Here is a 22,745-nt window from a genome sequence, read left to right as displayed (position 1 = left end):
TACGATGAAACTCCGCTGGATTATCCCACTGGCAATTCTTTTTCCGTTACAGCTAAGTGCCTCGGAACCCGTGGTGGCAGCCCATATTACCACTGTCGTCATCAACCCTTACGACGTCACAGTTCTCCATCTTCGACCTGAGTTTGAGTCGACAATCCGCATGCCCGAGGAGGTCACGTCCGTCTTTCTTGGCAGTCCGCGCCTCTTCACGGCTGAACACAAGGAGGGTGAGCCACTTTACGTAGTCGTCAAACCCATCACTGCGAACCCCGCTCAATCAGACCTCCAGATCACAACAAAATCCGGTCAACACGTAACCCTCGAACTCATCAGCAACGGCAGTTCCGACAGCGCGACACAGCCAGTTGATTTTTTGCTCGAATATCGGCCACCTCCGAGTCTGGTGGTTTCCTCAGCATCCGAAACTCTCCCGTCCACACGGTCCGAAGACACGCCTCGACGGCCAACTACCCAACCACAGTCTCCGGGCACCGCTTCGCTTGGTGGCTCACCATCCTCTTCTGCGCTCGATGAAGAGTATGCGCAACAACTCCGTATTAACGACCCGATCTGGATGAAATGGAACGGGCAACAGATTGAGACGTCACTGGGGGACGTGCGGCAATGGAACAACCAGACCGTCATCTCCTACTCGATCTTGAATCGCTCCGATCAGGCGGTGGAGATCGTTCCCCCTCAAGTGCAGATCACGGGACACCAGGTCAAGAAGAAGAAAAAGGCGAAAGAAGGTAAAGAGATCATCGCCGATCAGTTGGAGATTCGGGATTATCGACTGAGCGCGACAAGGCTTGCCGCAGGCGAGCGAGCAGACGGCGTCGTGGTTTTTGACCGCCCCTCGTTCAAGGAATCGAACGAAAAACTATTTCTTCAGATTGCTCAGGCAGATCAGGTCGACCGTCCGATCCTGATTCGTTTGCCTTTCACGCCGCCGATCGCGGCCATTGCCCACTAGGAAGGATTGTCATGAATATCAACGAAGTGAATGGAAGCAGGCAGATCTCTGAAAATCCCGAACTAAGGGTGGAGCAGCCATCAACGGAAACGCCGCGTCCTAAGCCCCCCGAGCCGCCAGAGAACGAAACAATCGAAGATCACGTCGAGAGTCAGGAGAACCAGGACACTCCGAAACAGGACGAGCCAGACACCAAACCTGCTTTGGATCGAAAAAAAATGATCATGCTGGGAGGCGGCCTGCTCGCAGCTGTGCTCTTTTTTGTCATTACCGCAGTCATTGGGCGATCACCATCAAAGGGAGCGGAGTCTCCAAGGGTCTCTTCACAGGACCGACAAAAGGACATGAACAAGCCGAAGGGCAGCCTGGCACCGCTCATGGATACGGTGCGAAAACCCGATGCCGGCGATGTGGACGGACAACTTACGCCAAACGACATCAAACGCATGCGCTCCGAAGTAGGCGCCAACCCTTTTTCAACCGTCGACAGAAGCCAGAGCCAGCCTCCGGTTAAACCTGTAGTCAACGCTTCCCTCGGCAGTGTCCCATCATTCGCAGACACACAACAGAAATGGGAAGAACCACGGCCCTATGGGGAAAGTGCGCAGCCGAGTGCCGCACAGACCCAACAGCAACAAAACGCATTGAAGGAGACTTCGCTTGTATTCGTTCGGAGCGAGACCAAGAGTCAGGCGGGATCATCGAAATTGAATTCGAATGACGACGATGCACCGCTACTTGAAGTTTCTCCTGGTTCTCGGATTCTCGCGAAGCTTCAAGAACAGGTTTCCAGCGCTGATCCGACACCGGTTGTCGCGGTCGTTGAATATACCTACGCCCTTGGAGATCAGGTTGTGATCCCGGCTGGAGCTACGATCACAGGCCACATGCAACAAGTCGATCGTTATGGAGACGTGGGAGTGAAGTTCGATGAAGTCGACTATGGAGGCCGAACAGAAAAGATCGAAGCGGTTGGCAAAGGCCTGGACCTCGGCCCCATTAAAGGTGTCGTAACTGGAAAGGACACCGGCAAAAGCCTCTTGGTGCGGAGCATCTCCGGCATCGGTTCCACCCTGGCGATGGTTCTTGGGACAAACACGAGCTCGGCCTTCTCCGAGGATGATTTGATTCGCGAACGCCTGGCCGAAAACATAGGGACTGCTGGCGATTCAGAGATCATGAACATGGCAGCCAACAGCAAAATTGTCGTCTCGGTTCCCGCCGACACGAAGATCTACGTGGTGTTCACCAAGCATGAAGCGACCCAACCGACGCTGCACAAGGTGACCACGCTAAATCCATAGTTCATCGACGCTGTTCACCTCTGCCCTGGCGCTACAAGCCAGGGCATTTTCTTGTTCCATTCACGACTCGGCCGAAGGAGCTATCTCTCCCGAGATATGCTCCTCCACTCAACTTCGACATCGAGATGCCTGGCCGCCGCCAATCCATGCAGTTCCATATTCAGGATCCAAGTCGTGGCTGGGACCACCGAAGACGTGAGAGAAGTGAAACTTGCAATCCCGACAGACTCGGCGATACGACAGGACCCTATTCGCACAATGATCCGCATTCCCATTCCGCTGCACGTCCCGACAAATCACCATCGACGGCATTGCAATGCATATGCAGGTCACACATCCATGTTTCTGGTTCGTCCCGTGTTGCGGTCCAAGATCGAACGAAAGAAGTCACTGCGCATTTGCATCAATATCCGAATCGGTTTGGCACTGCACTCTCGAACAAACGACGGGGCGGATGGTCCACTACTCAATTCAATCGAAGATCGAACTCGATACACCATTCCGCCGTTGCATCATCGTCGACGGTTTTATGTCACTGCCCAATAGATGCATTGACGTCTCCAAGAACTAACCATAAGCAAGTGCGGAAACAGCGCAACTCCTTTGTTTATCGGCCTCATAGCTATGAATCCTGCGAGCGCATGGAGGCGTCGAACCCGTTGGGTTTGAGAACAACGGAAACAACTGAAGGGTTCTAGAGCCATTTGTTGCACACATCGATTCAAGCGAAGTTCTCCTCCGCTACTTCAACACACCAGATCGAGCAGATCGTCAATGGTGCGGTTTGACCGAGTTTTGATTCAGCCTCACTTTCTCTCTCGACGCGGATGCCGCGAGCAGCCGGGTCCAGGAGAGAAATCGTATGAAAACAGCACCTGCCTTCTGGTGGCGCAACCGTGTCACTGGTGAATCATCCACATCCGTCATTCATCGCCCCTCCGAGAGCAACTGGGTTCGCGCAGCTCTGATGTTTGCACTCGGGCTCATCCTCCTCGGAACCCTCACAGCCCCATTCGCAGCAAGTGCTCAAAACCTCGGAACATCCCCTCAATTCGGGCAGGCCGTGCAGGGCCAGCAAGCCACAACGGTCGAGGGAACGGTTTTGAACATAGTCAATTGGGGGTGCAACGTTATTGCACCTGTCATTGCTGTAGCTTGCTTAGGCATCGCGGGGTGGCATTTTAAGTCTGGTCGCGGCTATATGGGCTGGGGTGTCACGGGCGTTGCCCTGATGGTCATCAGCGGTCTTGGTCGCATGGCCGAGGGCTTTATTACACAGGCGCAAGGAATCCAGTAGCTGAGGTGACGAGATGCCTGTGCCGCAATTCTTACTAGATCTCCTTCAGTTGCTATTCGACCTCGCCGTGCCCGCAGCTTTCTGCACACTGGCAGCGGCTGGCGTGTCCCTACGGCATGAAGGCGGAACCAACTTCCATGTAAGTGGCCGAACTGGAAAGTGGGTGCTGTGGACTGTCATCTTATTAACTATTCCACAACTCTTGTCATGGATTGCGGCACAAGGCATCACCGTTCCCTCTGGCAGCGGATCGGTTGGAACAAGCTGGCTTGCCAGCATGGAAACTGTCTTCAAGAACTTCGTAAACCAGATCGTCGTGGCGAAATTTGTGCCTGTTGTCGCCGCTTATTTTGTTCTCAAAGCTGCGCTCGATGGAGCGACAGGCGAGAGCCCTCTTGGGTCCATTGTCGCTGCTCTGTTTCTTATGTCGCTTTCGGCCACCATGCAGCTCATGCAGGGCTGGAACTCCGGAGGCGAGTATGCCACGACGGACTAGCGGCAGAAAAACTCCAGGACAACCTGTTTCAACTGCGGGGAATGACGAAAAACTCAGATGCTTTTGCTGCGGGCACCGTCAATTACCAGGACTATGTTGTAGTCAAAGATGCGACTCCGACAATTCTGGTAGATGCGAGCAATCACTTATTTGAAAGCTTTGGACTCGCTCCGGATCGAAACAACCAATTGACCGGGACAGTGTCCTGCGTATCGACCATCGACATGAAGACTCTTACCACCGACACAATCAATTATTCGGTTCTTTATCAGGACCTCCCATTCCTAAGCCTCTCGACAGGGGTCCTGGTGACATTTCAGCAAAAAGAAGTTATCGGCACGACCTATGTTCCTTCCACTGATCCAACGACCGGTGCTCCCACCGCCACTGCAGAGTTTGGAATCACGGACTCTGCACGCGCACAAGTTTTCCCGATGGCGTTCGTCAATTTCCGAGCGGGTCCGTACCGGACATACCAAACCGTGCGGTGGGGTCGGACCAAAGAGGAACGGTTGATTGTCAGTGGTGCTCTCTCCGCCGGGATTGGCGTCAATTCAAATAGCGGAACGAATCAACCGGAATTCTTCGCAGGTCCAAGTCTGATGATGAACAAAATTCTCATAAGCCCCGGCGTGCACATCGGAAGGGTTCAGCGCCTTGGCAACAACTTCAACCTTGGAGAACCGGAGCCAACCGGGTTTTCAGGGAACCCACCTTTAAAATGGGAGTATCGGCCAGCGTTCTCAATCGGAATAAGCTTTCGTGTAGCTCCGTGGTGAGCAGGCAGTTACATTTCTCTTACCAGTGTTAGATATAAGCCTGTTGTTGGCGACGGCGACAGGTTGCCGAAGCTCACGGACTATCTCTTGGCCTGGTCCGGGCCGTCCCGACTCCTGGATTGGCTGCAGTCAATCCAGGAGTCTTCGGTGATCATTCGGGATAGGCCAACCTTCTGGGAGTTGATCCGCATGTGACGGCTGTCGATTCTCAGCCGCTGCAAATTCGGCTTCAGCGACCACGTTTAAGCAGAGAAAAACACGGCGTTTCGTTATTTCCACCAAAGTGTCATCAGATCGCTGTGCTGTTCTTCCTTTGCGGCAAATAAAATGGCCTTCTGAGTCGGCGAATAAGAGAGGCTAGGAAAACCTACAAGAGGGTCGACGGGCAATGTCATCACGCTTTTGCTAACGCCGGTCTTGAAATCGTAGAATCTTAGGCTCGAACGCTCTTTTGCGGTGTCTACGAAATAAATCCCGTGTTCTGTGACCGTCCATAATCTACCGAATCGAGATCTCTCGAGTCCTTGCACCATCGTCTCCTTGCCTCCGTTGGATGGCATCTCCCAGAGCCCATCTCCAGCGGTTGTAAAGAAAAGCGTTTTCGAGTCGGGGGAAATCTGTGCATCGGTCAACGAAGAGTGCGAAACAGGAGTGGCGTCTGCACCGGAGACTCTCATTTTCCATAAGCGCATGGATCCGTCGCGGTTCGAATCAAAATATATCCATTCCCCGTCGGGTGACCACGAAGGTTGTTTCTCCTCTGAATTTCCGGGGCTGAGCTCGCGGAGTTGCTGCCCATCTGCCGCAATCACGAAGACTGCAGAGTGACCGTTGGGCCGGGCATCGAAAGCGATGAGCTTACCGTCCGGGGACCATCTGGGACTTCCAACCGTTGCCGCCTCGAACTTCGTAAGCTGAGTGACTCGCTTGCCGTCGGCATCTGCCGTCCAGAGCTCCCATTTCCCGCTTCGGTCGGAGACGAACGCAACGTTTGAGCCGTCCGGCGAGAACTGAGCGCTGTGACTGCGCCGCGTCGCCGGGGCAATGGCAAGAGCAGAGGATGGGTGGTCCAGGCTCACTTTGAGAATATTTGAACGTAGAGCCGAATCTGCGTAGACCAGAAATTTTCCGTCAGGAGATACCGCAGGCTGAATCGCGGATTCTCCGCTAGTCTCGATGGGAAGAGCCTCTCCGCCGTTGAGCCCAATCTTCCACAACCCGTATGTCCCACCCCGGTTCGAAGAAAATATGATTGATCGCCCAGCATCTGACCAGGCGAGCCCTTGGATATCCATATGTTCATGTGTGACCTCGCGTTCCGTGTGGTCGGTCAAGGAATAGAGATAGATGTCACTCGAATCGTAACTTGTGAATCGGACAAACGCGATCCATCTGCCGTCAGGTGACGCAGCAGGACTTAGATCACGACGATCTGACAATGGATCGGTTATGGGACGGAGAGCACCGCTGGTGAGATTGTAGGCGTAAAGTCCCAGGCCCTGGCCAGAGGGGGCGACATCGGACACGAATAACTCTGTGCCGTCCGCGGACCACGCCGGTCCGGTGTCGTTACGGGTTCCTAATAGATCTTCACTCCAAGGCCGCGCACTTTTCAAAGAGAAGAGTATCTTCTCGGAACCGCCGGGAAATGGAATGAGTACGATCCGACTACCAGACGGAGATGCTCGGAGAAAAGCGAGCGAACCTCCGTCTCGATCCCAAGCTGGGTGAAAGTCCGAATCGTCATCCGTCGTCACTCGAAGAGGTTGACCTCCTCGTTGAATCACATAGATGTTGTAGGCATGGGGGCCGTTATTCCAGATAAAAGCTACGGACTTTCCGTCAGGAGAGATCGACGGTTGATAGGACTCTCCTGGGACTGAGGTCATTGGACCGATATGCGACGAAGCGCTTAGGGATTCAGAACGTTGCCAGTGCCACCTCAAGAGGAATAACAGGCCGGTGAAAAGCACGAACAGGCATAGCGATGCCAGGATCAACAGTGTTCTTCGTTTCGGTGAAGGATCTCGATCCTCGACGGGCTCTCTAGTCGTCTCGACCGAGCTGACCGGCAGGTCCACGACGTGTTCTTGGGTCTCTGAATGCTCAACGAGAACGTTAACTCGCCTTACCACGGGCGTGAATAACGGGACGTAGCCTCCCTTGGGAAGCGATATACGAACGGGATCGGATTGACCCAGTTCTTGAAAATACTCGTCCAGCTTTCGGCGCAGCCTTCTCGCCTCAGTCCGGACCACCGTATCGACTTTTGGATCGTACGTGGGAGCTTTATCGTAAACCGCAACGCCAATCGCGGTTTCCTTGATCTCGCCAGCGCGCCCTTCGAGCGCAGCTTCCGTCACGAACCGCAGGAATTTCGAGAGCTTTACGGAACTCTTGAATTGAGCGCAAGCCAACACTCGAGCCAACTGCTCTCGGACAAGCGAGGGATTAATGTCGTAGGGTGAATCCTCTTGACATGAGGCTCCGTCGCTGGAGTTCTCTCCTTGGGTGGGAGTCTCGAGTGCCATAATGCTGAGTCGCCAAGAACCTCCATCCTAATGAAGTTTGTTTACAGCCCCATGAATCAACTTCGGTCTATGACGTCCTTCCCACACATCTCCCTCTCCCTATTCGGTTGTCCGAGCAACAGAGATTGGCGCGAAACTCTTGTTTTTTGGGGGTGGCAGGGGGATGTCTCCCCACATCACTCTGAAGAGAAAGGAGCGGCGGATACTTTCGATGAAGTGAACTGATTCGTTTAGCCCTGGTTCGTCTTTTCGAAGTATCCCTACATGTCTGTGAGGCTCTAATGAAATTGTCCCATCGGATGCTCGTTATTCTCCGTCGATCGGCTCTCATCATCCTGCTCTTTTCCGGTTTTGCTCATGCCTGGAGTCAGAGCAGCATGACCGGCTTGATCGCGGATCCAAGTGGTGCCTCCATCCCTAACGCGCAAGTGGAGGCCCGAAACCTTAATACGAATATCAACCGAGTCGCCAAGACGAACGAGAAAGGCTACTACACGATCTCGGCGTTGACTCCCGGCCTGTATACCGTGCAGGTTTCGGCGGCAGGATTCACGGGAGTGAACAGGACGGGAGTCGATCTCGGTGAGAATCAGGACCTGCGTATCGACATATCCCTGGCCGTTGGGGGAGCTCAAACCACTGTTCAGGTGAACTCACAGGCCCCAGCCCTTCAGCAGGAGACCACAAATGTCAGCACGTCCCTCGAGCCGGAGGCGATCCAGAATCTTCCCTTGAACGGACGCAACATTACAGAGTTGGTTGCTTTGTCCCCGGCAGTCCGGGCGATCGGGAGCTTTGGAAGCTACACGCAATCTGCCAATACAGATGGACGTATATCGATTGCCGGATCACCACCCTCCTTTAACACCTTCCTCCTGGACGGGAATGCCAACGAACTGCCGACCGGAGGAGGACCAATGGTGCCCCTGTCGCCGGACGCGACTCAGGAAATCATCATCATCACTCACAACGCTCCTGCCGAGTATGGTCGAACCGCAGGGGGCGCCGTCAATTACATCTCCCGTGCCGGCGAGAATCAGTTTCATGGCTCCGCATGGGAGTTCGCGCAAAATGACGTCTTCAATTCCAATGACTTCTTCAGCAAGAGAAACGACAAGCCGATTCCTCCGCTGCACTTCAACCAATATGGCGCAGCGGTCGGAGGCCGCATCATTCCCAACCGGCTCTTTTTCTTCTCCAATTATGAAGGGTCAAGGCAGACGATCGGCTCGAACAGTTTCTATACGGTCCCAACCGATCGTGAACGGACGGGCGATTTTTCTCAGACCTTTAACTCTGCGGGACAGTTGATACCGATTTACAACCCACTCACTGGCTCCACCCAGGCTCCGCGCACACAATTTGCGGGCAATGTGATCCCTCAGGGACTTCTCAACCCCGTCGCTCTCAAGGTCTTGTCGTACTATCCGGAACCGAATGTGGGCGGAAATCCGTTCACAGGCGTGAACAACTATTTTGCCAATGGCGTTCAAACAACGACTCGGAACGCATTTGGTATTCGCCTGGACGAGTACCTCACGCCAACCCAGCGGCTTGCCGGACGTTACACATGGGATAGAGCAACCCTGATTTCACCCCGATACTTTGGTTCCAACAACGTCGCGGATCCGGGTTTCGGACCAACGATATACCCGAGGCACAGCATAGCGCTTATCTACACCAACGCGCTTAGCCCTAACCTTCTGGTTGAAACGCATGCCGGATTCAATCGCTTTGGCCTTGTGCGCAATCCGATCAGCCTTGGCTTTGATCCGGGAACGCTGGGCTTTCCATCCTCTCTGGCAACGCAAATGCAGTTGCTGGAGTTTCCTTTATTTGCCATGTCGACAACATCTTCGATCGGAAGTAATCAGTCCGATCCGTCGACCCAGGAAAACAACGCATACACCGTTGGTGGAGACGTCACCCTGGTCAAGAATACCCATACGTTCAAAGCCGGTGCGGAACTGCGGGACTACCAATGGAACTCGATCCAGGGATCCGGCGTGCTTCAGTTCAATTTCGACGCAAACTTCACGAAAGGTCCGAGTCCGACCGCCGCCGCAACCAACGGCTATGACCTCGCGTCCTTCCTACTTGGCGACCCGGCGAGCGGAACCCTCTATCGGCACCAAAACTATGCGTATTCAACGTACTACTGGGCGCTCTACGCTCAGGACAACTGGAAGGTTTCACGAAAGCTGGTTGTCGACTATGGACTGCGCTTCGACCACGAGGACGGCACCACTGACCGCCATAATGGCATCAGCAACTTCGATCCGAATCTTGGCTATAACGCGGGTGGAATGAACCTCACGGGGGGACTTCAGTTTGTCGGAGTCAACGGTGTCGGACGGGGTAACCGCGACACCACCTGGAATAACTTCGCTCCGCGCGTGGGCTTCGCCTACAGCTTTACTCCGAAGACAGTCTTTCGTGCGGGTCTGGGGCTCTACTATCTTCCGACGACGGGAGGGTATGTACGCCTGGGGTCGACCGGCTTCACAAGCCAGACCTCGTATGTGTCCACCGTCGACGGGAATCAGCCAAGCGGCACACTCAGTAATCCTTTCCCTCAAGGGATCGTACCGATCTCCGGTTCCTCCCTTGGGCCGCTGACAGGCCTCGGTACCAGCGTTACCGCAAACGTTCGTGATCTGAAAACAGGCACAGCCCAGCAGTGGAGCGCCAACCTCCAGCAGCAGGTCGGGAACTGGGCGGTTGAATTCGGGTACATCGGAACGCACGGATTGCATCTACCGGCGGACTTCAGCTTCCATCATTTACCTCAGCAGGATCTTGCCCAGGGGACAGCCCTCCAGCAACTTGTGCAAAATCCGTTCGCCGGCATTATCACCAATGGCTCCCTCTCAGCGTCGCAGATACAGCGCGGCCAGCTGGAGATGAACTACCCTCAATTCACCGGCGTCACGTCCATGACGAACTGGGCGGGATCGAACTATCAGGCAGCACTCGTGACGGTGCGAAGACAATTCGTGAATCAGTTCTATTTGCTTGCCTCCTACACTTACTCCAAGTTGCTCGACAACAATCTTGGAAACGGCGAGAACATTTATGCGGACAGTGGGAGCAACACTGTTCAAAACTGGGACAACCTCAAAGCTGAGAAGTCCGTCTCGACGTCGAACCTTCCCCAGCATCTGGTCGTCTCCGGGAATTACATCCTCCCGTTCGGACAGGCCGGAAGTCGACTCTACCGTGAAAGCATTGGCGGTTGGCAGCTCAATGGCATCTTCACCGCCGAAAGCGGGGACCCCATCAGCGTCACCGCGAACGCGCCAGCCTACGGAGGAGCACGACCGAACATCGTCGCCGATCCTACGCTTCAGCACCCGACAGTCAATACCTGGCTCAACAAAGCAGCCTTCGCCAACATACCTGCGTTTAGTTACGGTAATGCGCCGAGGGTGCTTCCATTCACTCGCTCCCAAGCCTACGTCAATCTCGATGCAGCAATCGCGAAGGAGATCTACCTTCGCGATGAGATGGGCGTAAATCTTCGCTTCGAAGCTTTCAACCTTTTCAACAGCACAACATTTGGTCTACCCGACAGCAATATCAACGATACAAACTTCGGCCAGATTACGACGTTGAGAACGGGAACTGCTCCAAGGGTTCTCCAGTTCTCCGCGCGACTTCACTTCTAACGCCGCGCCGAGATCGCCTCGCAATCTGGTGCATCGGGCCTCACTGTCCTTGCTTTTTTTCGGAGGACAGTGGGGAGCCCGTAGAAGTCTCCCATGTACATCTGCTCCTCCTTCACGCAAGACCAATTTCAGGAATTCAGTCTTTTGACGAACTCAGATATCTCTCGACGAACATTTCTTCAGGTTCTTGTCGCCGCTACGACGGCTTCCTATGGCCACAAGACGCTTGGTTTGCTGTCACCGCCGTCTCGTCACTCGGAAGGCTTACTGCACTTCACCAGAAGCGAGAACTTCGGCATTCGCGCGGACGGAACTGCCCTCAATTCAGGTAGCCGCTATCGCGAGTCGACTGAACACACCTCCGACCTTTCATTCGATATCTCAAACAACCAAATCTCCTCCTCCTTCACTCATAACGGCGATCTTCGCCGGGCATGCGTTTGTACCGGAGTTGACTCTCTACCGCTCAGCGAAGTCAAAGGTGGCGTATATTGCGCCAAGCGTCTGCTCTATGGAGGCCCCTGGGGCACACAAATTTCCGTCGAAGGAATCTCAAAGGCAGCCGAGCACGTTGAGGTTGCACTGATCGAAAACCTTTTTCCCCTGTTCTCGCACGAACAGGGCCAGCTTCGCTGCCACCGACTCGTATTCGCTCCCGTCGACGTTCGTAACGAGGCCCGCTCGCCGCGAGCGGTTATTCAGATCGTGCTCCTTGAAAACAGAAGCCCAGATCCGTATACCGTTCAGGTCTCGCTGACAGCCCTCCAGGAGAACTCGTTTGGCACACCGGCCGCACAACAGCCTCACGATCCAGGAACGAACGCAAAACCTCTCAAGCAACTTTCCATGGCGAGAAGCAGATTCCTCGCTATGGACCAGCAATCTATACAAGGTGCTGATGACATCTGGTCTGTATCGGTAGATCCGCACTCTTCATCTACCGTAGCAATTGCCTGGGTACTCGCAGAATCCGAGCAGGAAGAACACGAGACGATCGAGACACTTCGCGAGAAGAACGTCGACTCCTGGCTTGAAGACACACTCAATTTTCGTGGGCAAGCTTACGGGAAACTCACTATTCCTGAGTATGGTTTTGCCGGCGAAGCAATGGTTCGCTTTGCGGAGCTTTCTCGGCAGTCCGCGCTGCGTTCCCAGAACGGAACATTCTGTGGAGGCTTTCTTGGAAGCGACGTTGATGTCACTCCCGTGAACTGGGCAAGGGACGGTTACTATTCCGCGCTCGCGATGAGCATGTTCCAGCCCGGACTTTGCCGCGACTCCATACTCTACTTCCTAAAATGGGGCCATGCGCCGGAGACAACCGGACCCGGCCGTGGGAGGTTTCCGAACGCGCAAGCCGTCAGTCAGTCTTTGAGCAATTCAGTCTCTGGTCTTTCGATGGCCGGTGTCTACTATCGGGCAACCGGGGATCGTGAGTTTTTCTCGTCCAGACCGGAGATACTCGATCAGGCACGTCACATCTTTGATCAGGTCCTCTCCAGCCGTCGCGGTGCCCCGATGCTGTTTCCCTCACTTTACTTCTCAGATGGCGAAGCAAGAGGCGACTATCACACGGGCTCTAACGTTGCCGCGTGGTTCGCGTTCAGTTGCATGTCTACGATCGCGGCGAAGGCCTATCGTGACCAGCGGCTCGCCCACGAATGGTCTTCAATTGCTCGAGAGATCCGTGCGGCGATCGAAACACACTGCGTCGGCGATAGTCCCTACGGAAAGCGATTTTACGAGGGTGCAAATGCCGACGGCTCGTTAGTCGAAGGACATGACGGCGAAGAAAGCGAGACGACGTTGATGCCCTTCTATGGTTTCTGTGAGCCCGATGACATTCGCCTTCAGAACCATGCACATCTTGCCATGACCGCGGCGAATCCTCTCTACTCCAGCGAGCTCGATGCGATCTGGTGGTATAACTCCGACTGGCGTTCCGCCACATTTCCTGGTTTTACCACAGCGATGGCTGGGGCGAGTGACGAAGCGCAGCTTCAGGATCGTTTAGATCGTATTCGCTCCCTGACCGATTTTGATGGTTCGCTGTGGTGGTGGCCCTATCCTTACGGCAGCAAAGACAGAAATGCTCCCATGCGAGGAGACGGAGCACGAAAGTGCGGATGGGCCGCTGCTGTGTACTTATGTCGCTTCGTCCATGACATTCTTGGGATCTCGATCGATGCCGCTTCCCGTACGGTCCGTTTCGCACCATTCGCTCCGTGGAACCAATTCAACTGGAACCGAGCAAGGATTGGGACAACTCAGTTTGACTTTGCATATCGAAACAATGGACGAGTGCTCTCCTCGACCATCCAAAACCACAATCGGGACGCATATACCGCGTCGATTATCCTGACGCCTGGCAAGGGGCACTCACCCAACCATCTCTTCATCGATGGGCGCCCCTCTCCGCAGGAGCGCAAGATTATTGATCGGTGGGGACGGCAATGTGCGCAAGTCGATTTCCTGCTCAAGCCTGGAAAGCGAGTTGAGGTCTCGATGCAGGTCGATAGGTCGGAGTAAAGCTTAAAGCCATCCATGATCTCATCTGACTGCCAAACCTCTCTGTGTCCCGGAGACTTCCTGGAGGGGACGACTTTCCCTGAATGAGACTTCGATGTGCCCGTCCTCCGGTTCGCGGTCTGGATTTTCAGAGGAGAACATTGCAGGCAAAACGTGGCCGCCAGGTGCTAAGCGAAGCTTTCCAGCGACTGTGGTCCCGCACGACAGTGTCCGACTTGTCAGCTGTGAGCGAAATGGTGTGAAGAATGCTCTTCGTCGCACTATCTGCAATCCGGTTCTTTGAACCGGATGTCTCTTTCGACTGCCCGGGTCATTGATCTCATCGCCAGAGAATACGATGCGATGTGCTGTTGGTTGACGCACCACGCACAAGAACTCTGGATTTGCTTTCGCGCTCTCTGCGGTTGAGATTCTTATCGGAAGCTGCGAGAAGCCATCGGAATCCCTGTCACATTGAGCGGACGAATTCTCTCCGCCCGCACAGTTAAAACACCATCGACATTTTGCATCTTCCCTTCAATGAGCAGGAACCTGGCTCTATCCAGGAGAGGGCGGTATCGGCCGTAGAGATTTGGCATCACCACGGCGTTGGCGATGCCGGTTTCATCTTCGAGGCTCACGAACAACAACCCGCTGGCAGTTCCGGGGCGTTGAGTTGTGATCGCAAAACCAGCCACGGTCACCCGTGTCTTGTCCGGAGTATTCCGAAGCCGAATCGCTGTCGTGACCCCCATTTCATTGAGCGCCTTCCGGCTGTAGTACAAAGGACGGGGCCCCGTGGTCATGCTGGCTCCGCGGTAGTCGGCGAGCAGCCGTTCCTCGTGAGTCATCCGATCGAGCGGCGCGGTCCGGTCTTCATCTTTCAGCCCGTCAAAAAGCGGTCCCGGCGATTGGATCGCTCTCGCGACATCCCACAACGCAGTTCGGCGATGGCCCTCCGTCAGAGATTCGTAGGTCGAATTGAGTGCGCCAATCTCGGCAAGCGTCGTCAGCTCTTCGCCGCGCAGCTCAGGGACGCGTCGTAACAAATCGGCCACCGAGACAAACGGACCGTCGGCCTCTCGGGCGCGAACAATCGCCTCCCCAGCGACCTTCCGCATACCGCGAACGTAGCGGAAGCCAATTCGCAACTCGTGTTTCGGCACCAAATCGTTCGACAGTTCCAGAGTGCAGAGCCACTCGGAAGCGTTGATGTCGATGTAGTGGACCTTCAGACCGTGCCGCTGCGCGTCGCTGACGAGAGTATCGGGTGAGTAGAAACCCATCGGCTGCTGATTGAGAATTGCTGCCGTGAACGCGGCGCGATAGTGTTCTCTGAGATAGGCGCTCGCATAAGTGAGGCTTGCGAAACTTGCTGCGTGCGATTCCGGGAACATGTAATGTCCTACGGCCTGGATCAGCCGGATGATTTCATCCTGGACTGCCGAGGCAACATCCTTCGCTGCCATACGGCTGCGCATCAGAGACTCCATCGCAAGCACCTTTGCGACGGATCGTTTGCTTCCCATAGCGCGACGCAGCTGTTCCGCCTCGCCCCCAGTAAGATCAGCCATTACCATGGCGACGCGAAGAATCTGTTCCTGGAAAAGCGGAACGCCGAGCGTACGGAAAAGAATTGGCTCGAGCAGTGGATGAGGATAGGTGACAGGCTGCCGTCCCAGAACCCTCATGACATAGGGATTCACGAAGTCGCCGATGACCGGGCCGGGACGGATGATCGCCACCTGCTTGACGAGGTCGTAAAAGCACTTCGGACAAGTTCTGGGCAACGAACTCATCTGCGCACGCGACTCGATCTGGAAGACGCCTATAACGTCCGCGTCTTGAATCGCCGCATATACATCTGGATCATCGACCGGCAGATGAGCAAGATCGATGTCCTCCTCGTATCGCTTGCGGATCAGTGTCAGAGACTCTTCGAGCACAGCCATCATGCCCAGGCCAAGAAGATCGAACTTGATGATTCCGAAATCGGAACAATCGTCCTTGTCCCACTGGACTACTGTGCGGTTCGGCATCGTTGCGGGTTCAAGAGGGACTACCGCATCGAGCTGCCCCTGACAGACAATCATGCCGCCGCTGTGCTGCCCGAGGTTCCGCGGCAGATCCTGCATCCTCATCGAAAGATTGAGAAAGGTTTGGATCGTCGGATTCGTGAGGTCGAGGCCAGCCTGGCGGAAGTGCTCCTCGAGCGAGTCCGTAGGCGACCTCCATTCGAACGAAGTTACGGTCGCGGAGACTTCGGCCAGCGTGTCTTCCGTCAGTCCCAGAACTTTGCCAACCTCACGCGCTGCTGATTTCGCGCGGTAGGTAATTACGTTCGCAGTCATGGCGGCGCCGTGCCTACCGTATTTTTTGTATAGGTACTGGATTACCGCTTCGCGCTGATCGCCGCTCGGCAGATCCAGGTCGATATCGGGCCACTCACCCCGCTCTTCACTCAGAAACCGCTCGAAGAGCAGGTCCATGCCGACTGGATCGACAATCGTAATACCGAGCGAATAACAGACCGCGCTGTTTGCCGCGGAGCCTCGTCCCTGGACCAGAATTCCTTGTTCCTTGCAGAAACGGATCAGGTCCCAGACGATGAGGAAATAGCCGGCCAGGTCGAGCTTTTCGATCAGAGCGAGCTCTCGTTCAACCTGTTTGTGGGCGCGTTCTCTCAGGCTCGAATCTGTCTTGTATCCATAGCGCCAGTTCCAGCCCTCGCGTGTCCTCTCTCGCAGGAAGGAGATCATCGTTTCGCCCTCGGGCACCGGATAGCGCGGCAACTGGTAGCCGAGGTCCTTGAGCTGGAACTGCAGTCTCCCGGAGAGAGCTTCGGTGTTCGAGATCGCCTCAGGGAGATCGGCAAACAGCGCCGCCATCTCCGCGCCGGAACGGATGTAGCGCTCGGCGTTTCCCTGAAGTGTTGTTCCCGCGCCTTCAAGAGTGGTATGCAGCCGAATGGCTGTCATCACGTCCTGGATTTCGCGTTCCCGAGGAGTCGCATACTGCACTCCATTGGTCGCCAGCAGCGGCAAGCCAAACGTGCGGGCGATCGACACGGCTGCCTTGTTACGAAATTCCTGTTGTCGGTTGCGATGTCGCTGCACCTCGACGTAGACATTCTGTGGGCCGAACGTCTGCACCAGGCGTTCGACCGTGCGAACGCCTTCGTCATACCCGCCGCGCCCGAGAGCCGCCGCTAGCGGCCCTTCCGATCCGCCGGTAAGACACACGAGGCCACTGGCGAACTCTTCGAGTTCGTGAAAGACAGCGGCACCTTCACCTTTTTGGTTCTCCCTCAGCTTGTATCGGGTGATCAGCCGGCAGAGATTCTGGTAGCCTGTCCTCGATTCGGCAAGGAGGGGGTATCGGCACCGCGCAGCTTCTCCAAAGAGCGTGTCTTCAACAGAAATTTCCGCACCGACATGGGCGCGCAATCCCAGCTTTTCAGCCGCCATGTGCATGCGCGGCGAGCCATAGACGCCATCCTGATCGAGAAGACCGATGGCGGAGATACCGCGCCCAGCACATACCTCGGCGAGCGTTTCTGGTGAGGAAGCTGCTCCCAGGAAGCTGAATGCAGATCGGGCGTGGAGTTCGACATATCCCATCAGTCGTACTCTCCGTCGACATACCAGCGGCCTGTAACCAGGTCCCTGTAAGCGCGAACGACAAGACGCCCGCTTTCCGCTCGGTCAAGAACGAGATCCCATTCGTCACGACCCCAGTGCTCATGAGTCCACCATTCTCCCGAACGTCTCCATGGACCGGAGGCCTGCAGGACCCGGTATCCCTTCCCCTGGAAGCGAATCCGGCGCGGTGCTCCGCGGTTCTTCTCGACATCGGCCGGCACACTCGGACGGAAGATGCGCACGGCCGTGCGACTTACGGGAAGATCAGAAGGCTTTATTCGGAACATCCCCGGAGCGAATCTGGCCATGCGAAACGGAATCTGCATGTGCTGATCGATCAGTTCGGGAGAGCCTACCCTGCCCTCACCAACGAGATTCCGCAGCCTCGCCAGAGTGAGTTCCATTTTCTGCGGCTCCGGCCGTCTCGGAACAAACATCCCGTCCTGGACGGCACTCGGTTTCGCCGGTTCGGCCCGAAGGATCAACTTCGCGACTGGGGCACCTGGTTGATGCGCCTCAAGATCGAGCTGCAGAAGCTTGAGCAGAAGCGTGAGATCGACGGTCGGCACCGGCAGCTTCAGCGAGCGCGAAAAGAGTTTGTCCGTGGCGGTGACTCCGTCTGTTGCGAGGTCGAGGAACAGTTCGAGATGGAGTTCGCCGATCGCCAGGCTTCTACTCGAGAGGCGAAGGACAAGTTGTGCGAGAAGCCGGTGGAAGACGAAGGCCAGCGATTCGAGATCTTCGACCGCATGATCGAAGCTCATCTCTTCCTCGAAGATCGCGGGGGCGGACGTCGGAACAAGAATCCGGTTTGATTGCCCCTGGGCCAGCCTCTGTAAACGAAGCCCTTCCTGCCCGAGCCGCTGGGAGAGTGCTAAATGCGGCAGGATCGCCAGTTGACCGAAGGTGCGGATCCCCCAGCGATGCAGCGTCTTGAGAATCTCCGGAGCCGGATCCAGAATTTCGAGCGGAACGTCCTTCAGATGCTCGGCTTCCTGTCCGGAAGGAAGCACAAAGATGTTCTTCGTGGCTCTGGCCACATGGATGGCAGAGTCGATGTTCCGGGCAACACCTACCTTTATATATAGAGGGAGGCGCCGGGCCTCCACGCGTATGCTTCTGGCGATCTGCCCGGGAGTCCCCAACAGCTTTGAAAGTCCGCTGATATCCAGCACGCATAGATCGTCGGCGACCTCCTCACACCAGGGTGAGAATCGAGCCAGGCAATCGACCAGTGCCGCATGCGCTGCCTTCTCGAGCCCGAGCGAACGTTCCCGGATGCGAACGGCACTCTGGGCGCCAGCATCTGCCGTGGTCATGCCGACCCACAGCCCCAGCCGCTTTGCCCGAGAGTTCAAGGCGACGACGCGAACCTGGGGAGGAACGCCATCCACGACGGCGAAGGGTTTCGCCGCTACCTCCGGATCGTTCCGCAGAGCCGCCTGCGCCACGAAGTTGGGAACATACACACAGGCATAGAGCATGACCGGTCTCAACGATACGAATGGAGGTCTGTCGAGAACTCCCCGGTTTTGCGGACCGATTGGACCGGTTTGCGCATCTGGCCGCGCACAACCTCAGCGCGGGAGGACAGGGTTCTGATGACGCAGTCGCCATCAATATGTGTGAAGTGGGTGGTGCGCGATTTCTCGACTTCTACCCCTGCCTGCGAAAGATCGATGATGCTGGCGCTGCTGCTGCCCGCGTTCGACTGCTGCACCAGGATCACCAGGAGCGTCTGCGTTCCTTCGACCGCTCGACGTAACTGGAACCATTTCGCAAGCGGAATATTCCGTGCCTCCTTTGCGGACACGTTGGCCATATCGACAACCAGCATGCCGAAACCGCCACCCTGCAGCAGAAGAACCGCCGCAACAAGACCCTGCTCCAGCGCGGAAAGCTTCCGGCCGTGAATTCTGGGCATCCCGCAACGGACCCACAAAAGTTCGCTTAGCGCGATTCCCTGCCGAGACGCTGAAACCGGATCAAACGAATCGGTGACATCGATGACGGCTGCGGCTTCGCCTCCGCCAGTACAGCGCGAGAGCAGACCGTGCAGGAGCGTAGTTCTTCCCGAGGAAGGCGAACCGCAGACCTCCACCAGGGTTCCGCGGCGGAAGGCTTCAAGGCGATCTATATCGTTGATTCCACAGGACATCGACTCCTGTTCGACCCTTCGTCGAGGGGTAAGCGCAGAAGGAATCCGGGCTTCCAATATCCCTTCGATTTCTGCCCGTAATGTAGCTGCGCTCGCCATCTCGTGATTCGCTTTTTATTCGCCTTTCGGAGATTTGATTCTGCGTTCAAGGAGTGGGGTTGTCAACCTGTGAATTCCGCATCCGGGAGGTGCAAGCGCAAGCTGCCTATTTCGTGAGAGATAGGCAAAAGCTAAATAATGCGTCTGAAGCTTCAGATGCGTTTATAATAAGGGAGACACTGGAGGTTCCATGGGAGCCCTGATGGAATATCTGACAACCAGCGAGGCAGCGGTTGCCGCCGGGGTTTCGGTCCCGCAGATTCAGCGCATGATCGACGAAAAAATCCTGCCGGAGGACCTGTACCGTACCGCTCAGATGCGAACGTTTCGGACGGACGCCTGCGTGCTGATCGCGTTCTACTTTGAGACGGCCGATCTGCTGACTGCTTCGGCACGCCAGCGGGCAATTCGGAATGCACTCGAACACTGCCAGGCGGGGGATAGCTGGAAGAACTGCACCTTCGAAGAGCATTTCGTGACCGTCCGCTTCTCCGACTTTTCAAGAGAGGTGGACGACCGCCTTCACCAACTGGCGCGGGCTCGTGAAGCAGTCGTCGAAGATCCCGAGATTCTTGGTGGCACACCAGTCTTCAAGGGCACTCGTGTTCCGGCCTATGATGTTGCCGCGATGGTCGAAGCAGACGTTCCGTTGGAAGAGATCCTCGAATCGTACCCCAGCCTCAAGGACTGGCAGATCAAACTGGCTCTTGTATACGCACGGGCGGTCCCTCCCAAGGGCCGCCCGAAGCGGACCTCCTCCAATATCCCGGGAGTAAAGTCTTATCTCAAGAAGCGGCTACGGCCCTCCTCTATCGGAGGGTAATTTGTGCCGAAATTCCTGATCGATGAGTGTTTGAGCCCGAAGTTGGTAGAAGTTGCAGTGAAGGCCGGGTATCCGGAGAGTTCCCATGTCTCCTGGCTGGGTAAGGCGGGGTGGAAGGACTGGGAGCTGAAGCCCTTCATCCTCGAGGGCGACTGGACCTTTGTGACCCAGAACAGTGACGACTTCCGGGGACCGGCAGAAGATCCCGGCTCCAAGGGACAGTACGCCGATGCTGCTCTCCACGCCGGTCTCATCTGCCTGAATGGCCCCTACGGTATGAGGTGGCCGGTCCAGTGTGACCTCTTTCAGGCTGCCCTCGACGAACTCGCCGGCGGGGAGCAATTTGTGAACGAGGTCATCGAGATCAATCTTGACGATCCCGATGGGGATGTTGCCGTCCTGCGTTATCCGCTCCCGGCTGAAGAGCTGTGAGGCCTAATGAACGTAATCATCATCGCGATCGACCACTACCTGCAGCTACTCGAAGCTGATGAAGACTCAGAAGCTCTGCGCGCCTCGAAGACTCGCCTCCGAGAGATCCTCGAGGAGCGGTTTGGCCCGGGACAGATCACCGCAATCTTTGAGGAATCCTCCCTAACAAAGAAGTCGATCGCCGATCAACTTGCCCGCCGGCGTGATCCCCGGGTACCGTGGCAGAACATCTGTATGACCGTCGAAGAACGGAGAGCCGCGGGGATCTACGAGGCGCTGAACAATCGGCCAGGCCGTCGGGACGACAACATGGAATACACAATTCAAGCTCGGATTCCAGAGGATGAGGTTCGCGAAGACTACTTCGCCGATCATATTCTGGCCGCGGAGAAGACGCAGGGAGACGTACTCGTGCTCGTTGGCGATATGCACGTCGAACCTGTTGCGAACAGACCCCGCGCCAAGGGACACACGATAGAGATTCTCTCTGAACTCGTTCCGATCAGGCGGTGGGAAGATCGGGGAGCCATCGAGCGGCAATTGGAAGTTGAAGGTCAGTCCTCGTAGCGTGTACCGGGCATTTCGTTGATTGGCATTCTGAGGGTGGAACCTTCCCTCTTTGCCTCCGACTTGATTTGGAACTCATGCTTCACGCCGGTCTCTTCGTCTCTAAAATGTGCGTGGGTAGGATCGAATGTAAGACTGCCAAGCTGCTTCCGATCGACACCTTCGACGAAGAGCGAGTGGGGCTCGTACAGCGTATAGCGATCCTCCGAATACTCCTCAGCAAGCCGGACAATGCCCGCACATTGGAGAGTCACGATCTCGGAATCATGTTTACCGATGTAGTTGCGTTCAACCGTAATCGCCTTCGTCTGCCAGCGTTTGAATGGCCCAAGCTGTTCATCGAGGGACCATCCACCTGGAGTCAGACTATAGAAGTCAGGGTCGTGCCCTACCCCCTTTAGAAGCCCGCGCTGAACAAGAGCTTCGAGCGCGCCGAACCATTCCGAGTGGCTGCGAGGATCGCGTGTCTCCGGGAACGTATGCCTATTTACCTGGAGGCAATCTCTTCCAATGGCTTTGATATGCGTGATTCGCCCCGAATCACGGGCTGCGTTCCACAGAAGCTCCTGCTCTTTGGGAGCGAGATATTCCTTGAGACGGGTACCGACAGACTGGCCGAACCGGAACGGCTGGTCGCGGAGAGTTGCCGGTGCTTCCGGCCGGCTCGCCGGAGCCAGGTCCAGTTTCGAAAAGTCCGGCTTGGTCCCGAGCGGCGGCGGAGCAGGATTTTCTCCGTGCAGGGTGGCGACAAGGTTCATGAATTGGGTTTCGTCGTAGGGGTTGGCTGTAAGGTCGGCGCCCTGTCGTGTCTTGATCCATCGTGGCACAGAATTCACATCCCAACCGCCTAGACGAAGGACCGGGATGAACCTTTCCGTGTCCATGTCGTCGACGAACTCAGCGGCGATGATGGCGTTTTCGAAGCGAACACCGCCCTTTTTCCGGTATGACCGATCGACGTATTCCGGGGTGCAGACCACCAGAACGAAGTCGCTCTTGGCGACCGAGTCGGTCATGAACTTCGTTGCATCCATGCCCATCTTCAAATGCCAATGGTCGAGGATCACATCGACCCGATTTGCACGGAGCTTCGCGGCGAACTCCCGGACCCAGAGTTTGTGTTCGTTCGAGTCGTAGGAATAGGAAATGAATACTCGAGGAGCGGCTATCTCTGGCATGGTTTCCATTGTAAGTTCCCGGACGACTTCGGCGTCTGAACGGACGTTATGAGTCAATCGGCCGCCAGCCGGACCCAATCACCTCGATTCGAATCGCCTGCAGTGGAGGTCAATTTCGGACTGTGGAATCCAGTCCGCAGTCTCCGGATCGACCTTCGAGAGCTTGATGTACGTGACCTGCCCCGCATCGGCTGGACGCCGCAAGGACCCTGGATCAGCGAAATATCATAGATAAAGCGGTCGAAAGGATAAGGAAGTAGGAATTGCCAAGGGTGTTCAGGTCGACAATTG

The 22,745-nt window shown here is 55.9% G+C and carries 15 protein-coding genes; 10 read left to right on the top strand and 5 right to left on the bottom strand.

Annotated features, from left to right (window positions below):
• Positions 1-4 precede the first annotated feature (4 nt).
• The 5 genes from OHL19_RS10925 to OHL19_RS10905 all read left to right on the top strand — a co-directional run bounded on the left by OHL19_RS10925 (position 5) and on the right by OHL19_RS10905 (position 4,849).
• Positions 5-973 carry a hypothetical protein gene (locus OHL19_RS10925; RefSeq protein ID WP_263357729.1) on the top strand — a complete coding sequence of 323 codons (969 nt, stop codon included), beginning with the start codon at positions 5-7 and terminating at the stop codon, positions 971-973.
• 11 nt (positions 974-984) lie between these two features.
• Entirely contained in the window at positions 985-2,277 is a 1,293-nt protein-coding gene (locus tag OHL19_RS10920; protein ID WP_263357728.1) for a TrbI/VirB10 family protein, read from the top strand.
• 862 nt (positions 2,278-3,139) lie between these two features.
• Positions 3,140-3,574, top strand: coding sequence for a hypothetical protein (locus OHL19_RS10915; protein WP_263357727.1), 435 nt, complete (start codon positions 3,140-3,142; stop codon positions 3,572-3,574).
• Positions 3,575-3,587: 13 nt separating this feature from the next.
• On the top strand, positions 3,588-4,070 hold the full coding sequence (locus tag OHL19_RS10910) for a hypothetical protein (RefSeq protein ID WP_263357726.1): 483 nt from the start codon (positions 3,588-3,590) through the stop codon (positions 4,068-4,070).
• Between the two features lie 41 nt (positions 4,071-4,111).
• Positions 4,112-4,849: a hypothetical protein gene (locus OHL19_RS10905; RefSeq protein ID WP_263357725.1), complete on the top strand. Its 738-nt coding sequence runs from the start codon at positions 4,112-4,114 to the stop codon at positions 4,847-4,849.
• Positions 4,850-5,118: 269 nt separating this feature from the next.
• On the opposite strand, the gene OHL19_RS10900 is transcribed toward OHL19_RS10905, so the two are convergent.
• Positions 5,119-7,380, bottom strand: a complete 2,262-nt coding sequence (locus OHL19_RS10900; RefSeq protein WP_263357724.1) for a hypothetical protein — start codon at positions 7,378-7,380, stop codon at positions 5,119-5,121.
• Between the two features lie 281 nt (positions 7,381-7,661).
• Between OHL19_RS10900 and OHL19_RS10895 the strand changes: the two genes are divergently transcribed.
• The gene (locus OHL19_RS10895; RefSeq protein WP_263357723.1) at positions 7,662-11,048 is read left to right on the top strand and encodes a TonB-dependent receptor; all 3,387 of its coding nucleotides are present in this window, start codon (positions 7,662-7,664) and stop codon (positions 11,046-11,048) included.
• Positions 11,049-11,192: 144 nt separating this feature from the next.
• Complete coding sequence (locus tag OHL19_RS10890) at positions 11,193-13,577, top strand: glucosidase family protein (protein ID WP_263357722.1); 2,385 nt, start codon at positions 11,193-11,195, stop codon at positions 13,575-13,577.
• 413 nt (positions 13,578-13,990) lie between these two features.
• On the opposite strand, the gene OHL19_RS10885 is transcribed toward OHL19_RS10890, so the two are convergent.
• From OHL19_RS10885 to OHL19_RS10875, 3 genes are read right to left on the bottom strand one after another with little or no spacing between them, the layout of a single operon-like run.
• Entirely contained in the window at positions 13,991-17,176 is a 3,186-nt protein-coding gene (locus tag OHL19_RS10885; protein ID WP_263357721.1) for an error-prone DNA polymerase, read from the bottom strand.
• The gene (locus tag OHL19_RS10880) at positions 17,176-18,681 is read right to left on the bottom strand and encodes a DNA polymerase Y family protein (protein WP_263357720.1); all 1,506 of its coding nucleotides are present in this window, start codon (positions 18,679-18,681) and stop codon (positions 17,176-17,178) included. The genes OHL19_RS10885 and OHL19_RS10880 overlap by 1 nt, the downstream gene beginning before the upstream one ends.
• Positions 18,682-18,689: 8 nt before the next feature.
• Positions 18,690-19,355, bottom strand: coding sequence for a DNA recombination/repair protein RecA (locus OHL19_RS10875; protein ID WP_263357719.1), 666 nt, complete (start codon positions 19,353-19,355; stop codon positions 18,690-18,692).
• 301 nt (positions 19,356-19,656) lie between these two features.
• On the opposite strand from OHL19_RS10875, the gene OHL19_RS10870 reads away from it, so the two are divergent.
• From OHL19_RS10870 to OHL19_RS10860, 3 genes are read left to right on the top strand one after another with little or no spacing between them, the layout of a single operon-like run.
• Positions 19,657-20,277 (top strand): DUF433 domain-containing protein, encoded by a 621-nt coding sequence (locus OHL19_RS10870; RefSeq protein WP_263357718.1) that lies wholly within the window; start codon positions 19,657-19,659, stop codon positions 20,275-20,277.
• A gap of 3 nt (positions 20,278-20,280) precedes the next feature.
• Positions 20,281-20,709: a DUF5615 family PIN-like protein gene (locus OHL19_RS10865; protein ID WP_263357717.1), complete on the top strand. Its 429-nt coding sequence runs from the start codon at positions 20,281-20,283 to the stop codon at positions 20,707-20,709.
• A 6-nt stretch (positions 20,710-20,715) separates the two neighbouring features.
• A complete protein-coding gene (locus OHL19_RS10860) occupies positions 20,716-21,276 on the top strand; it encodes a hypothetical protein (RefSeq protein WP_263357716.1) in 561 nt (186 codons plus the stop codon).
• Here the strand turns inward: OHL19_RS10860 and OHL19_RS10855 are convergent.
• Positions 21,264-22,463 carry a toll/interleukin-1 receptor domain-containing protein gene (locus OHL19_RS10855; RefSeq protein ID WP_263357715.1) on the bottom strand — a complete coding sequence of 400 codons (1,200 nt, stop codon included), beginning with the start codon at positions 22,461-22,463 and terminating at the stop codon, positions 21,264-21,266. The genes OHL19_RS10860 and OHL19_RS10855 overlap by 13 nt on opposite strands.
• Between the last annotated feature and the right edge of the window lie 282 nt (positions 22,464-22,745).

This window comes from Acidicapsa ligni, from assembly GCF_025685655.1.
Lineage (GTDB): Bacteria > Acidobacteriota > Terriglobia > Terriglobales > Acidobacteriaceae > Acidicapsa > Acidicapsa ligni.
The sequence above is the reverse complement of the archived record's forward strand: the minus strand, read 5'-3'. Positions and strand labels throughout refer to the sequence as shown.

Coding starts and splice junctions, on each gene's coding strand:
- OHL19_RS10925 (WP_263357729.1), top strand. CDS start 5: ATGAAACTCCGCTGGATTATCCCACTGGCAATTCTTTTTCCGTTACAG.
- OHL19_RS10920 (WP_263357728.1), top strand. CDS start 985: ATGAATATCAACGAAGTGAATGGAAGCAGGCAGATCTCTGAAAATCCC.
- OHL19_RS10915 (WP_263357727.1), top strand. CDS start 3,140: ATGAAAACAGCACCTGCCTTCTGGTGGCGCAACCGTGTCACTGGTGAA.
- OHL19_RS10910 (WP_263357726.1), top strand. CDS start 3,588: ATGCCTGTGCCGCAATTCTTACTAGATCTCCTTCAGTTGCTATTCGAC.
- OHL19_RS10905 (WP_263357725.1), top strand. CDS start 4,112: ATGACGAAAAACTCAGATGCTTTTGCTGCGGGCACCGTCAATTACCAG.
- OHL19_RS10900 (WP_263357724.1), bottom strand. CDS start 7,380: ATGGCACTCGAGACTCCCACCCAAGGAGAGAACTCCAGCGACGGAGCC.
- OHL19_RS10895 (WP_263357723.1), top strand. CDS start 7,662: ATGAAATTGTCCCATCGGATGCTCGTTATTCTCCGTCGATCGGCTCTC.
- OHL19_RS10885 (WP_263357721.1), bottom strand. CDS start 17,176: ATGGGATATGTCGAACTCCACGCCCGATCTGCATTCAGCTTCCTGGGA.
- OHL19_RS10880 (WP_263357720.1), bottom strand. CDS start 18,681: ATGCTCTATGCCTGTGTGTATGTTCCCAACTTCGTGGCGCAGGCGGCT.
- OHL19_RS10875 (WP_263357719.1), bottom strand. CDS start 19,355: ATGTCCTGTGGAATCAACGATATAGATCGCCTTGAAGCCTTCCGCCGC.
- OHL19_RS10870 (WP_263357718.1), top strand. CDS start 19,657: ATGGAATATCTGACAACCAGCGAGGCAGCGGTTGCCGCCGGGGTTTCG.
- OHL19_RS10860 (WP_263357716.1), top strand. CDS start 20,716: ATGAACGTAATCATCATCGCGATCGACCACTACCTGCAGCTACTCGAA.
- OHL19_RS10855 (WP_263357715.1), bottom strand. CDS start 22,463: ATGGAAACCATGCCAGAGATAGCCGCTCCTCGAGTATTCATTTCCTAT.